The organism is Nocardia coubleae NBRC 108252 (assembly GCF_001612805.1).
Classification (GTDB): domain Bacteria; phylum Actinomycetota; class Actinomycetes; order Mycobacteriales; family Mycobacteriaceae; genus Nocardia; species Nocardia coubleae.
On record NZ_BDBD01000025.1, the window covers coordinates 65,165 to 78,992 of the forward strand.

Annotated in this window: 10 protein-coding genes; all 10 read right to left on the reverse strand. The window is 70.8% G+C overall.

Annotated features, from left to right (window positions below; genetic code table 11):
* Window positions 1-6 precede the first annotated feature (6 nt).
* The 10 genes from murC to rsmH all read right to left on the reverse strand — a co-directional run bounded on the left by murC (window position 7) and on the right by rsmH (window position 13,768).
* The gene (gene murC / locus NCO8_RS25475; RefSeq protein WP_067643267.1) at window positions 7-1,449 is read right to left on the reverse strand and encodes a UDP-N-acetylmuramate--L-alanine ligase; all 1,443 of its coding nucleotides are present in this window, start codon (window positions 1,447-1,449) and stop codon (window positions 7-9) included.
* A 125-nt stretch (window positions 1,450-1,574) separates the two neighbouring features.
* Window positions 1,575-2,684 (reverse strand): undecaprenyldiphospho-muramoylpentapeptide beta-N-acetylglucosaminyltransferase, encoded by a 1,110-nt coding sequence (murG, locus tag NCO8_RS25480; RefSeq protein WP_067642880.1) that lies wholly within the window; start codon window positions 2,682-2,684, stop codon window positions 1,575-1,577.
* Entirely contained in the window at window positions 2,681-4,129 is a 1,449-nt protein-coding gene (gene ftsW / locus NCO8_RS25485; protein ID WP_245655495.1) for a putative lipid II flippase FtsW, read from the reverse strand. Before ftsW ends, murG begins: the two co-directional genes overlap by 4 nt.
* Window positions 4,126-5,562, reverse strand: coding sequence for a UDP-N-acetylmuramoyl-L-alanine--D-glutamate ligase (gene murD / locus NCO8_RS25490; protein WP_067642884.1), 1,437 nt, complete (start codon window positions 5,560-5,562; stop codon window positions 4,126-4,128). Before murD ends, ftsW begins: the two co-directional genes overlap by 4 nt.
* A gap of 50 nt (window positions 5,563-5,612) precedes the next feature.
* Window positions 5,613-6,689 carry a phospho-N-acetylmuramoyl-pentapeptide-transferase gene (mraY, locus tag NCO8_RS25495; protein WP_067497468.1) on the reverse strand — a complete coding sequence of 359 codons (1,077 nt, stop codon included), beginning with the start codon at window positions 6,687-6,689 and terminating at the stop codon, window positions 5,613-5,615.
* The gene (locus tag NCO8_RS25500; RefSeq protein ID WP_067642886.1) at window positions 6,686-8,185 is read right to left on the reverse strand and encodes a UDP-N-acetylmuramoyl-tripeptide--D-alanyl-D-alanine ligase; all 1,500 of its coding nucleotides are present in this window, start codon (window positions 8,183-8,185) and stop codon (window positions 6,686-6,688) included. Before NCO8_RS25500 ends, mraY begins: the two co-directional genes overlap by 4 nt.
* Window positions 8,182-9,906, reverse strand: coding sequence for a UDP-N-acetylmuramoyl-L-alanyl-D-glutamate--2,6-diaminopimelate ligase (locus NCO8_RS25505; RefSeq protein ID WP_084457469.1), 1,725 nt, complete (start codon window positions 9,904-9,906; stop codon window positions 8,182-8,184). Before NCO8_RS25505 ends, NCO8_RS25500 begins: the two co-directional genes overlap by 4 nt.
* A 57-nt stretch (window positions 9,907-9,963) precedes the next feature.
* Complete coding sequence (locus NCO8_RS25510) at window positions 9,964-11,847, reverse strand: peptidoglycan D,D-transpeptidase FtsI family protein (RefSeq protein ID WP_067642888.1); 1,884 nt, start codon at window positions 11,845-11,847, stop codon at window positions 9,964-9,966.
* Window positions 11,844-12,773: a cell division protein FtsL gene (ftsL, locus tag NCO8_RS32615; RefSeq protein WP_245655496.1), complete on the reverse strand. Its 930-nt coding sequence runs from the start codon at window positions 12,771-12,773 to the stop codon at window positions 11,844-11,846. Before ftsL ends, NCO8_RS25510 begins: the two co-directional genes overlap by 4 nt.
* Window positions 12,770-13,768 carry a 16S rRNA (cytosine(1402)-N(4))-methyltransferase RsmH gene (gene rsmH / locus NCO8_RS25520; protein WP_067642891.1) on the reverse strand — a complete coding sequence of 333 codons (999 nt, stop codon included), beginning with the start codon at window positions 13,766-13,768 and terminating at the stop codon, window positions 12,770-12,772. Before rsmH ends, ftsL begins: the two co-directional genes overlap by 4 nt.
* Window positions 13,769-13,828: the final 60 nt, after the last annotated feature.

Consider the following 13,828-nt stretch of genomic DNA (forward strand, 5'->3'; position numbering starts at 1 on the left):
GCAATCTCACCGGCCGCCCTGCTGCGGGCGGGCCCGCAAGCCGTCGAGGATCTGGTTGCCGAGCATGGTGACATCGCCGGCGCCCATGGTGATCACGACATCACCGGGCTGCGCGAGCGCCGCGACCTGACGGCCGACCTTCGACATATCGGGCTGGTAGTGCACGGGTTTGGTCACCGACTGGGCCACCAGCGCACCGTTCACGCCGGGCAGCGGTTCCTCACGCGCGCCGTAGACATCGAGCACGACCACCTCGTCGGCCAGGCTCAGCGCGGTGCCGAACTCGGCCGCGAAAGTGGCGGTGCGGCTGTAGAGATGCGGCTGGAAGACCACGATCACCCGGCCGCGTTCGAGGCGCGCTCCGTCGCGCGCCTCCTGTGCGACGAGCTGCGCGGCGGCCTCGAGCACGGCCCGTACCTCGGTGGGATGGTGGGCGTAGTCGTCGAAGACACGCACGCCGTTCTCGCGACCGGTGAACTGGAACCGGCGGTGCACGCCACCGAAACCCTCCAGGCCCTGCACGATCTCGTCTATGTCGGCACCGGTCGCCCGGGCCGCGAGCAGCGCGGCGAGGGCATTGAGGGCCATGTGCCTGCCGGGCACCGACAGGCGGACCGTGCGCGGCGTCGTCTCGCCGCCGAGCTGGAATTCGACGATGCCGCCGACATCGCGCGGCTGCCAGTCGAGCAGCCGGGCACCGACGGGCACGGGCGCGTTCGTCAGGTCGCCGGAGCCGTAGCCGAGCACCTGCACACCGCGTTCGGTGAGCCGGGGCGCGACCCGTTCGGCCAGGGCGAGCGAGCCGGGATCGTCGAGGCAGACCACCAACAGCCCGCCGGGGGCGAGCCGGTCGGCGAAGTCGTCGAAGACCTGGATGTAGGCCTCGTCGGTGCCGAAGTAGTCGAGGTGGTCGGATTCGATATTGGTGACCACGGCGACGTCGGGGTCGTATTGCAGCAGCGAACCGTCGGATTCGTCGGCCTCGGCGACGAAGATGTCACCGCTGCCGTGGTGGGCGTTGGTGCCCGCCTCGTTGAGTTCGCCACCGACCGCGAACGAGGGGTCGGCGCCGCAGTGCTGCAGCGACACGATCAGCATCGAGGTGGTCGAGGTCTTGCCGTGGGTGCCCGAGACGAGCAGGGTCTTGTGCCCGCGCATCAGGGCGGCGAGCACGGTGGGACGCATCAGCACGGGAATGCTGCGCCGATTGGCTTCGACCAGTTCGGGGTTGGTCTTCGGGATGGCGGCGTAGGTGGTGACGACGACGGTCGGGCCGCCGGGCAGCAGGTCGAGCGCGTCGGCGTCGTGCCCGATGCGCACCTGCGCGCCGCGGGCCCGCAGCGACAGCACCCCACGGCTCTCCCTGGCATCGGATCCCGACACCGCACCGCCACGCGCCAACAGGATTCGCGCGATACCGGACATGCCCGCACCGCCGATTCCGACCATGTGCACCCGCGCGAGTTCGGCGGGCAACGCCGAACCCACGGGCTCGCCCGCGGCGTTCACCGCGGTGCCCGTGCTCGGGCGGCCCGGCTGGTCACGCTCGGCTTCCGCCTCCGGCCGCTGACCGCTCATCGGGCGAGCCCGGCGACGATGCGTGCCACGGTGTCGGCGGCGTCGCGGTGACCGGCGCCTGCGGCGGCGCGGCTCATCTCGGCGAGTCGGGCGGGGTCGAGCAGCAGCGGAATCACCTCGTCCATCACGAATTTCGGGGTCAGCTCGGCGTCGGGGACAATTCTGCCACCCCCCTTGGTCACCACGGGGCGCGCGTTGAACTCCTGCTCGCCGTTGCCGTGCGGCAGGGGCACGTAGAACGCGGGCAGCCCGACCGCCGACACCTCGGCGACGGTCATGGCGCCGGAGCGGCAGACCACCGCGTCGGCGGCGGCGTAGGCCAGATCCATCCGCGACAGGTACGGCACCGCCACGTACGGTGCGGGCGCGTCGGCGGTACTCACCTCGACGCTGTTCTTGGGGCCGTGCGCGTGCAGCACCGAGATCCCGGCGGCTGCCAATTGCGGTGCGGCGCCGGAGATCGCCTCGTTGAGGCTGCGCGCGCCCTGTGAGCCGCCGAACACCAGCAGAACCGGGCCATCGGCGGGCAGACCGAAGTGCTCGCGGGCCTGCGCGCGCAGCGCGGACCGGTCGAGTTCGGTGATGGCGGCGCGCACCGGAATGCCGACGACCTCGGCGCCGGCCAGCCCGGAGTCGGGTACGGCGGCAAGCACTTTCGTGGCCAGCTTGGCGCCGACCTTGTTGGCGATGCCCGCCTTGGCGTTGGCCTCGTGCACGACGACCGGAATCCGGCGCTGCCTGCCGATACCGCGCGCGGCGAGGTAGGCGGGCAGGGCGACGTAGCCGCCGAAGCCGATGACGACATCGGCCTCCACCCGGTCGATCACCGCGCGGGTGGCGCGCACCGAGGAGAACACCCGTCCGGGCAGGCGAAGCAGGTCGGCCGACGGCTTGCGGGGCAACGGGACCGGCGGGATCAGCTCGAGCGGGTACCCACGGTCGGGCACCAGTTTCGTCTCGAGTCCGCGCTCGGTGCCGAGTGCTGTCACCCGGATCGAATCGTCGAGTCTGCGCAAGGCGTCGGCCACCGCCAGCGCGGGTTCGATGTGGCCTGCGGTTCCCCCGCCTGCGACGATCACCGACAACCCGGATCGCGGGCTACTCACTTGGATCTACCTCGTTCTCTAGCGTGTGGCATCGGATAGGTCGGTTCCCATGCTCTGGTCGACCGTAGCGAACTGGTGCCGCGGCTTTCCGGCGCGCGTCGTCTGCGCGGAGCATCGGGTTGGCGGCGTGGGGCCTGACGTGGGCGTTCGGTTCTCGCGCGCGGCGCGGGCTTGCGCGGCGCCGGGGTGTACACCTCGGGCACGGGCAGCCGCAACAGCCTGCTGAGCCTGCCGTCCTGGCCCGCTTTGAGCGCCGAGACCGCCTCGGGCTCGTGCCTGGCCGCGCTGGCGATGATGCCGAACATGAACAGCGTGATCGCCAGCGACGAACCACCGGCCGACACCAGCGGCAGCTGCAGACCGGTCACCGGCAGCAGGCCGACGACGTAGCCGATATTGATCAGGGCCTGCGCGGTGATCCAGGTGGTCGCGGTGGCGGTGAGCAGGCGAAGGAACGGGTCGACCGAGCGCAGCGCGATGCGGATGCCGGTGTAGACGAACATCGCCAGCAGGGCGAGCACCGCCATGCAGCCGAGGAAGCCGAGTTCCTCGCCGATGATGGCGAAGATGAAGTCGTTGTGCGAGTTGGGCAGGTAGCTCCACTTGGCGCGGCTCTGCCCGAGCCCGCGGCCGAGGATGCCGCCGTCGGCCAGCGAGTACTTGGCCTGGCGTGCTTGATAATTGGCGCCCTGGGGGTCGTCACCGGGATTGAAGAACGCGCGCACCCGGTCGGACCGGTACCCGGCCGACAGCGCCAGCACCGACGCGACGACCAAGCCGCTGACCATGATCCCGACGAACAACCGCACCGGCAGCCCACCGAACCACAGCAGCGCCATCAGCACGATGCCGAGCGCGATCGTGGTCGACAGGTTCGGCTCGAGCACCACGAGCAGACACACCAGCAGGCCGGCGGGCACCAACGGCACCAGGATGTCCTTGAGGTGTGCCCCGCGCCGCGACGCGAGCAGGTGCGCGCCCCACACCACCAGGGTCACCTTCACGACCTCGGACGGCTGGATCGAGATGGGTCCGATGTCGAACCAGCGCCGCGCGCCACCGTGCACCGCGCCGATGCCCGGAATGAGCACGAGCACCAGCGCGATCACCGAGATGCTGAACGCCGGGAACGACCACTGCCGCAGAACCCGCAGCGGCAACCGCAACGCGATGTAGAACGCGACGGCGCCCAGCCCGGCGAACATGGCCTGCTGGATGAACAGCGAATACGCCGATCCACCACCGGCATAGGCCTCGACGCTCGACGCCGAGAGCACCATCACCAGGCCGAGCACCGTCAGCAGGGTCGCGATGGTGACCACGAGGTGGAACGAGGCGAGCGGACGGGCCAGCCATGCGCCGAAACGCTCCCCCGCCCATCCCGGCTGCGGGGCGATCCGTTTCCGGCGCCCCCCGGTCCGGGTGGTCTGGCCCGTCGATGTCATAGCGCCCGCCCGATGTCACCGTCTTCCAGTGCCGTGACCGCGTCGACGAAGCAGCGTCCGCGGTGGGTGTAGTCGTCGTACATGTCGAGGGACGCGGCCGCGGGTGCCAGCAGCACGGTGTCTCCCGCCCGCGCCATGCCCGCCGCGGCGCGCACGGCGCGGCCCATCACCGCTTCGGCACGCTGCGATCTCGACGACTCCATGTCTGCATCGTCTCCCGCGTCCAGTGCGATGACCGGGACTTCGGGCGCGTGTCGCGCCAATGCGGCGGCGATCACCGGCGCGTCGGCCCCGAACAGGACCGCGCCCACGAGCCGGTCGGCGACCTCCTCGATGAGGTCGTCGATGGTCGCGCCCTTGAGCAGGCCGCCCGCGACCCACACCACGTGCGGGTGCGCGAGGATCGATGCGCGCGCGGCGTGCGGGTTGGTCGCCTTGGAGTCGTCGATGAAGTCGACGCCGCCCAGTTCCCGCACGAACGCGGTGCGGTGCGGGCCGACCTTGTGTTCGGCCAGGCCCTCTTTCACGAACTGGGGTGCCACGTCGATGGCCCTGGTCAGCGCCGAGGCGGCGAGCGCGTCGGCGATGCCCGCGGGCCCCTGCGGGCTGATGTCGGAGGTCTCGGCGAGGATCGCGGCCTTGGTGAAGGCGCGGTCGAGGAGTTTGCCGTCGACCACGCCGAGTTCGCCGTCGGCGGGCACGCCCACGCGGAACCCGACCGTGCGCCGCGCCTTGGACTTGCGCGCCAGCGCACCGGCGACCGGGTCGTCGAGGCCGACCACGCCGATGCGGCCGGTGAGGGCACGCGCCTTCGCGGCGGCGTAGGCGTCGAGCCCGCCGTGCCAGTCGAGGTGGTCCTCGGCGACATTGAGCACCACACCGGCCTCGGGCCGCACCGACGGCGCCCAGTGCAGCTGGAACGACGACAACTCGACCGCGAGCACCTGTGGTCCGGGATTGCGGCGCAGGGCGTCGAGGATGGGCAGGCCGATATTGCCGCAGGCCACGCTGGCGATGCCCGCGGCGCGCAGGATCGAGTGCGTCATCTGGGTGGTCGTGGTCTTGCCGTTGGTTCCGGTGACCACCAGCCACTTGCGGACCGGGCCGTAGATGCGGGCCTGATCGACCCACCAGGCGAATTCGACGTCACCCCAGACCGGGATGCCCTCGGTGACCGCCGAGACGAGCACCGGCGAATCGGGCCGCCAGCCGGGGCTGGTGATGACGAGGGCGAACCGGGTGAGATCGGCGTGCTCGAGCTCCACGGTGGTGGCGATCTCGAGCCCGAGTTCGGCGGCCTCGGCCAGGGCTTTGGCGCCGCCGTCGGTGACGACGGGGTGCGCGCCGATATCGCGCAGCGGTTCGATCAGGGAGCGTCCGGAGACGCCCCAGCCGGCGACGAGAACGTCACGGCCACGCAGGAATTCGAGCATGGGGCCCGGGGAACGCAGGGCACGGGGCGAGTGTTCTACCATTTCCGCTCTCACCCGACCTGGGACAGGTATTCGCTGTAGAACAGTCCGAGACCCACGGCGGCCGCGATGCCTGCCAGGATCCAGAACCGGATGATCACCGTAGTCTCCGCCCACTTGCTCAATTCGAAGTGGTGGTGGAACGGCGCCATCTTGAACAATCGGTTGCGGGTGGTGCGGTACACCGCCACCTGCAGCACCACCGACGCCGCCTCGGCGACGAACAGCGCGCCGATGACGACCATCAGCAGCTCGGTGCGGGTGGTGATGGACAGACCGGCCAGCATGCCGCCGAGGGCCAGCGATCCGGTGTCGCCCATGAAGATCTTGGCGGGCGCGGCGTTCCACCACAGGAAGCCGATGCAGGCGGCGGCGGCCGCCGCGCAGACCAGCGCGAGGTCGAGGGGGTCGCGCACGTTGTAGCACCCGGGTCCGGGGCTGGTGGCGCAGGCGTTGCGGTACTGCCAGAACGTGATGATGACGTAGGCGCCGAGCACCAGACTCATCGATCCGGCGGCGAGACCGTCGAGACCGTCGGTCAGGTTGACCGCGTTGGACCAGGCCACGACCAGCAGACACACCATGATCACGAACACCAGCGCGCCCATCGACACCGTCGACCAGTCACGCACGTACGAGATGTGCTTGCTGCCGGGGGTGAGCCCGTTGTCGGCACGGAACTGCAGCACCAGCACCGCGAAGATCACCGCGGCACTGATCTGGCCGATGTACTTACCGGCCGCCGACAACCCGAGGTTGCGCTGTTTGCGCAGCTTGATGAAGTCGTCGAGGAAGCCGACCACACCGAGTGCGGTGGTGAGCCCGAGTACGAGCAGGCCCGAGGCCGTCGGACCCTCGGCGTCGTAGCCGAGGCCGATCAGGTGCGAACCGAGGTATCCGGCCCACATACCGATCAGGATGGCGACGCCACCCATCGTCGGGGTGCCGCGTTTGGCCTGATGGCTGGCCGGGCCGTCGACCCGGATCTCCTGGCCGAAGCCCTGTTTGGCGAAGACCCGGATCAGAAACGGCGTCAACAGGATCGACACCGCGAGCGCGATCCCCGCCGCGAACAAAATCTGCCTCATCGAGCTGCCTCCGAGCTACCTTCCCCTGCCCTGGTCAGGTGTTCGGCGACGGCCCACAGACCGACCGCTTTCGACGCCTTGACCAGTACCACATCGCCGGCGGCGATTTCGTCGTCGAGCAGCGCGATGGCCGCCGAGATATCGGGTACGAGGATCGACTCCTCGCCCCAAGAGCCTTCCATCACCGCTCCCTGGTGCATTCCCCGGGAGGGTCGTCCGGTGCCGACCACGATCAATCGGTCGACGTCGAGGCGCACGGCGAGCCGTCCGATCGCGTCGTGTTCGATGACCGAGGTGTCGCCGAGTTCGCCCATCTCCCCGAGCACGGCCCAGCTGCGGCGCGGTTCGGGGCCCGACTTGGCGAGGGTGACCAGCGCCTTGAGCGCGGCCCGCACCGAGTCGGGGTTGGCGTTGTAGGAGTCGTTGATGACGGTGATGCCGTCGGGCGTGGTCCGCACGTCCATCCGGCGCACCGACGCGGCCCTCGCCCCGGACAGCGCCTGGGCCACGGTCGCCAGGTCGGCGCCGCATTCCAGGGCGACGGCGGCGGCCGAGAGCGCGTTGCCGACCTGGTGCTCACCGTGCACGGCCAGCTGCACCGGCACCGATTCGCCACCCGCGTGCAGGGTGAAGCGGGCGCGGGCCTGGTCGTCGGTGGTCACATCGGTGGCACGGATATCGGCGTCGCCGGACAGGCCGACCATCACCACGCGCGCTTTCGTGCGCGAGGCCATGGCGGCGACGTTCGGGTCGTCGGCGTTGAGCACGGCCAGGCCCTCGGCCGGGAGTGCTTCGACCAGTTCACCCTTGGCCTGCGCGATGGCCTCGCGGCTGCCGAACTCACCGAGGTGGGCGGTGCCGACATTGAGCACCACACCGATGCGCGGCGGCGCGATGCGGGCCAGGGCGGCGATGTGGCCGACGCCGCGCGCCGACATCTCGAGAGCGAGGAACTTGGTGTCGGCGTCGGCGCGCAGGGCCGTCCACGGGTGGCCGAGTTCGTTGTTGAACGAACCGGGCGGGGCGACCACGGGACCCAGCGGTGCGAGCACGGCGGCCAGCAGGTCCTTGGTCGAGGTCTTGCCCGACGACCCGGTGACACCGACGACGGTGAGACCGGTGCGCTCGGCCAGCCGCTCGGTGCTCACGCGTGCCAGTTCGGCCAGGGCCGCGAGCACGGCGGCACCGGAGCCGTCGCCGTCGTGGCTCAGGGCCACCGAGGTGGCGGGCACGGTGCCCGCGTCCGGCGCGACGACGATGGCGGGCACGCCGACCGGGCGTGCCGCCAGCACGGCGACAGCTCCGGCCTCGACCGCGTTGGCCGCGTAGTCGTGTCCGTCGGAGTTGGCGCCGGGTAGTGCGAGGAACAGATCACCGGGACCGATTCGGCGCGAATCGAATTCGACCGACCCGGTCACCAGTGCCTCGGGGTCGGGTACGTCGTGCAGCTCGCCGCCGACGACGTCCGCGATCTCCCGCAGTGTCATCTCGATCATGAAACCGTCAAGTCCTCCGAGTCCGTGTGCGGACTGTGTTGTGCCAGTAGAGAATCCAGCTCCGCGGCGAGGACCTCACGGTCGTCGAAGGGATGCTTGACGCCCTGGATCTCCTGACCCGCCTCGTGGCCCTTGCCCGCGATGAGCACCACGTCGCCGGAACGCGCCCAGGCGAGTGCGGCGGCGATGGCCGCCGCGCGGTCACCGATCTCGCGGATCTCGCCGCGGTCGGTGGCCGGGAGTTCGTGCGCACCGGCGACCACGGCGGCGCGGATGGCCGCCGGGTCCTCGGTGCGTGGATTGTCGTCGGTGACGATCACCAGGTCGGCACCGCGTGCCGCCGCCGCGCCCATGAGCGGGCGTTTGGCCGCGTCCCGGTCGCCGCCCGCGCCGACGACCACCGCGAGCCTGCCGCGGCCCGCGTCGGTGAGGTGCGCGCGCAGGGTGGCGACCACCGATTCGATCGCGGCGGGTTTGTGCGCGTAGTCGACGACGGCGAGGAAGTCCTGTCCGCGTTCGACGCGCTGCATGCGTCCCGGCACGTCGACGGTGGCCAGCGCGGGCGCGGCGATCGCCGGATCGACCCCGGCGGCCGCGCAGGTGGCTACCGCGAGCAGGGCGTTGGCGACGTTGTAGCGGCCCGGCAGGCGCAAGCGGACGGTCAGCTCGCCGCTCGGGCCGACCGCGGTGAACTCCTGTTCGCCGCCGGTGGTTTTCACCTCACCGACAACCTGCCAGTCCGCACCGGTCGACGCGGCGTGGGCGGGTGCCCCCGCACCTGCCTCGCCGGATGCGCCGGTGCGCCCGGGCTGCTCGGAGTCGATGCCCGCCGCGCGATCAGAGCTGCCGACCGTGCGGCTCCGGGAGGTGTTCGCGGGGTCACCGGTCGAGACCGTGATCGGGGCCGGGAGGTCCGCGGCAAGGCGTCTGCCCCACTCGTCGTCCACGCAGATCACCGAGGTGCGCGCGGCGATGGGCGAGTCCGGTTCGAACAGGCGGCGTTTCGCGGCGAAGTAGTCCTCGAAGTCCTTGTGGAAGTCGAGGTGGTCCTGGGAGAGGTTGGTGAACGCGCCGACGGCGAAGCGCACACCGTCGACCCGGCCGAGGGCCAGCGCGTGGCTCGACACCTCCATGACCACCGCCTGCACACCCTGCTCGACCATGGCCGCGAACATCGCGTGCAGCTGCGGCGCCTCGGGAGTGGTGAGCGCGCTCGGCACCCGCTGCCCGCCGATGCGGGTTTCGATGGTGCCGATCAGGCCGGTCGACAGGCCCGCCGCGACCAGACCCGCCTCCACCAGGTACGACGTGGTGGTCTTGCCGGAGGTGCCGGTGATGCCGACGATGCGCAGGCGATCGCTGGGGTGACCGTAGATCTCGGCGGACAGCTCGCCGAGCACGGCACGCGGGTCATCACGCACCAGCACGGGCACCGCCACCTCGCCGATCAGTTCGGCACCGGCCGCGTCGGTGAACACCGCGACCGCACCGCGCGCGACGGCGTCGGCGGCGAAACGGGCGCCGTGCGAGGTGGCGCCGGGCAGGCCGGTGAACAGGTCACCGGGGCGGACGGCGTTGGATCGTTGCTCGATGCCGGTGACGGTCACCTCGGCCGGTACCGGGGTGAGTGTGGTGGCGCCGGTGAGCTCCAGCAGGGCCTGCAGCGGCGTCGACGGCGGGGTGTTCGGCCGGAGCGCGTGCGGGCTGGACTGCGCGGGCACAAGGCTCCTCTCTGAGAGTGATCGAGCGCGTGGGCAAGACGACGAGTCAGGTTACCGTCAGAGCCCGGCCTCCAGCACCAGCGGCCTAGGCTCCGGCGACGGCGGCACCCGGTCGCGCTGCAACGCCCAGGAAGCAATGGTGTGGAACAGCGGCGCGGCCGACCCGCCACCGGAGCCGTCGGAGCTGCGTACCGGCGCGTCGAGCATCATGCCGATCACGTAGCGCGGGTTGTCGGCGGGCGCCATCCCGGCGAAGGTGATGTAGAACGACGAGGTCGAATAGCAGCGGCACGCCGGGTCGACCTTCTGCGCGGTGCCGGTCTTGCCCGCCACCTGGTAGCCCTCCACGGCGGCCTGCGGCCCGGTCCCCATCTGCACCCCCATCGGGTCCTTCTGCACGGTCGCCTGGAAAACCGTGCGCAAGGTGGCGGCGGTCTGCGGGCTGACCACTCGCACGGGCTCGGGCTGCAGTTCCTCGGTGCGGGTGCCGTCGGGTGCGATCCTGGCCTTCACGATGCGCGGCGGGATGCGCAGGCCGTCGTTGGCGATGGCCTGGTACATGCCGGTCATCTGCAACGTCGTCATCGAAAGGCCCTGGCCGATGGGCAGATTGGCGAAGGTGCCGCCGGACCACTGGTCGCGGGCGGGCACCTGCCCCGGGCTCTCGCCGGGCAGGCCGATGCCGGTGCGCTTGCCGAGACCGAAGCGGTCGATCATATCGGCGAAGCGGTCCTCCCCCACCCGTTGCGCGAGCATGAGGGTGCCGACATTGGACGACTTCCCGAAGATGCCCGTGGTGGTGTAGGGCGCCACGTCGTGTTGCCAGGCGTCGTTGACGGTGACGCCCGACATCCGGATCGAACCGGGCACCTGCAGTACTTCGTCGGGGTTGGTGAGCCCGTATTCGAGCGCGGCGGCGGCGGTGACGATCTTGTTCACCGAGCCGGGTTCGAAGGGCTCCGACACCGACGGGTTGCTCATGTTCGCCGAGGCCCAGTGCTGGGGTCCCAGTGCGGGATTGAAGGTGTTGTCGTTGGCCATGGCCAGCACCTGGCCGGTCTTGGCGTCGAGCACGACCGCCGAGGCGGAGGCCGCACCGGAGAGCTGTTTGGCCTGCTGCACCTGCTGCTGCACGAAGTACTGCATGTCCTCGTCGAGGGTGAGCTCCACGCCGTGCCCGTTCACCGCGGGCTGCTGGTCGCGGTAGCTGCCGGGGATCACCGCACCGTCGGAGCCACGATCGTAGGTGCGGGAACCGTCGGTGCCCGCGAGTACCGAGTCGAGTGCCGATTCGAGGCCGATCTGACCGTGCCCGTCCCAGCCGGTCGCACCGACCACATTGGCCGCCAGCGCCCCGCCGGGATATTCGCGCAGGTCCTGACGTTCGGAACCGACCTCGGGGAACTTGGTGGTGATCTCGGAGGCGATCCGGGGATCGACATTGCGGGCCAGATAGTGGAAGGGCTTGTCGCTGCGCAGCTTGTCGAGCAGCTCTTCCTCTTTCGGGCCGCTCGCGCCGAGCTTGTCGTGCACGAACTTCGCGATGTCCTTCAGGCGCTGCTCGGGGTCGGGCGCGTTCTCCTTGGTCTTCTTCGCGTCGGCGAGCTGCTGGCGCACCCGGACCGGTTGGAACGTCAGCGCTTTCGCGGTGATGGTGAAGGCCAGCGGGTTGCCGTAGCGGTCGGTGATCGGGCCGCGCACGGCGGCCTCGGTCTCCTTGGTCGTGCGCTGCGAGGCGGCCTGCGCGGAGAGTCCCGGTGCGGCGATGCTCTGGATGTAGAGCAGTTGCAGCGCGACCACGGCGAGGGTGGCCAGCATGGTGACCCGGCCGACGCCCAGGCGCAGCCGGATCGGCCGGTCCGGCGAGAGCGACCCGCTGCGCCGGGCCCTCGACGAGACCGGCCCGCGTCGCTGTCGCGACGCGGGCCCGCTCTGCCTCATCGGCCTGCCTCGGGAGCGACGATCTGCGGCGTCTCGCTCGGCGGGCCCGCGTCCGGTAACGGCGCGACATCCGGTGCCGGGGGCGGCGTGTCGGCCGGGGCCGCGGCTACCTCCACCCGATCGGGGACCAGTTGGGGTGCCGGTGCCTGAACCGGCGACTCCGACGGTGCCACGGGAGCGCCCTCGCCGGCGGGCGGGACCTGTGCCTGCGGCGAACCCGGTACATCCTGCGGTGATTCGGGCTGGGCCTGCGACGGATCAACCACGGGCGCGTTCGCCGCTCCGGCCTGGCCACCCGGTGCCGCGAGCACGGCGGGCGGAGTGTTGTTCGGAGCGGCGGGGTCGGTGGCCGGGGTGCCCGGCTGCACCGGGACCACCCGTTCGCCCTGCGCCTGGTGACCCGGCGCCGGGTTCTGTGTGGTCGTCGGCGGCCCGTTCAACGGCGGCGCGGGTGCACCCTGGGCGGGCGTCGGTGTGCCGATCACGGTCACTTCCCCGCCGGGACCGATCACCAGACGCGCCGGATCCTTGGCCGGGATCATGCCGAGTTCCCGTGCGCGCGCGGCCAGTTCGGGAGCCGAGTCGGCGGCCGCGACCTCGCGCTGCAGTGCGGCCCGCTCGTCGGCGAGCGTTCGGTTGTCCGCGCGCATGTCGCCGAGCAGGTAGCTGTCCTCGGCGGCACGGGTGGTGAGCAGCAGGGTGAGCGCGAGACCGCAACCGAGCATGCCGATGATCGCGGTGACGAACGGGATGCGCCCGGCCATGGTCGAGGACCGATCGGGCAGCGATATCCCGTCGAGCAGCTGCTGGCGGGTGCGTTTGCGCGCGTAGGCCCGCTGCGCGGCACCGGACTTCACTCGTTCGGCCGCCTGCACGCGCCGGGCGGTACGCCCCGGCACGGCAACGGTGCTCGTCCGCACGCTCATCGTGTCCCCTCCTGTGTCCTCCCTGACCTCTCCGTGATCCGTTCGGCCGCACGCATCCGCACCGGAGCGGACCTCGGGTTGGCCTCGATCTCGGACTCGGTCGCCTTTTCCGCGCCGCGGGTGAGCATCCTGAACTCCGGTCCCATGCCGGGCAGTTCGACCGGCAGGTCCATCGGGGACCGGGACACGATCCGTGGCGCGAATTCCTGCTTCACCAGCCGGTCTTCGAGCGACTGGTACGACATCACGCAGATCCGCCCGCCCACGCGCAGCGCGTCGAGCGCCGCGGGCAGCGCGGCCCGCAGCGAGTCGAGTTCTCCGTTGACCTCCACCCGCAGCGCCTGGAACGTGCGCTTGGCGGGATGCCCGCCGGTGCGCCGTGCGGCGGCCGGGATGGTGGCGTAGAGCACCTCGACCAGTTCGGCGCTGGTGCTGAACGGCTTGACGGCGCGGCGGCGCAACACCTCCGAGGCGATCTTGCCCGCGAACCGTTCGTCGCCATAGGTTTTCAGCACCCGGGCCAGGTCGCCGTGGCTGTAGGTGTTGAGTACGTCGGCGGCGGTGATGCCGGTGGTGGGGTCCATCCGCATGTCCAGCGGCGCGTCGACGGAGTAGGCGAAGCCGCGGTCGGCCTCGTCCAGCTGCATCGATGACACGCCGAGATCCATGAGAATCGCTGACACCGAACCGGTTTCGGCCAGTCCCGCCTCGGCGAGCGCCTGGGGGATGCCGTCGTAGCGGGTGTGCACCAGCGTGATCCGGTCGGCGTAGGGCGCAAGGCGCTCGCCGGCCAGTTTCAGCGCGTTGGTGTCGCGGTCGAGTCCGACCAGCCGCGCGTTCGGGTAGGTGCGCAGGAAGTGTTCGGCGTGCCCGCCGAGGCCGAGGGTCGCGTCGAGGTAGACCGCGCCCGGCTCGTCGAGTGCCGGACCGAGCAGGTCGTCGGCACGCTCGAGCAGCACTGGCACATGACGGGGGTTCTCGGTGTCATGGTTCACCTCGACCTCCCGGGATACTGCCTCGCGTCGCAGACGGGTCGCCTTGCCACACAGTGCTTT

What these genes read in the sequence shown, in the direction of transcription:
- murC (WP_067643267.1), bottom strand. Translation starts at nt 1,449, where the DNA reads ATGGTCGGAATCGGCGGTGCGGGCATGTCCGGTATCGCGCGAATCCTG.
- ftsW (WP_245655495.1), bottom strand. Translation starts at nt 4,129, where the DNA reads ATGACATCGACGGGCCAGACCACCCGGACCGGGGGGCGCCGGAAACGG.
- murD (WP_067642884.1), bottom strand. Translation starts at nt 5,562, where the DNA reads ATGCTCGAATTCCTGCGTGGCCGTGACGTTCTCGTCGCCGGCTGGGGC.
- mraY (WP_067497468.1), bottom strand. Translation starts at nt 6,689, where the DNA reads ATGAGGCAGATTTTGTTCGCGGCGGGGATCGCGCTCGCGGTGTCGATC.
- NCO8_RS25500 (WP_067642886.1), bottom strand. Translation starts at nt 8,185, where the DNA reads ATGATCGAGATGACACTGCGGGAGATCGCGGACGTCGTCGGCGGCGAG.
- NCO8_RS25510 (WP_067642888.1), bottom strand. Translation starts at nt 11,847, where the DNA reads ATGAGGCAGAGCGGGCCCGCGTCGCGACAGCGACGCGGGCCGGTCTCG.
- ftsL (WP_245655496.1), bottom strand. Translation starts at nt 12,773, where the DNA reads ATGAGCGTGCGGACGAGCACCGTTGCCGTGCCGGGGCGTACCGCCCGG.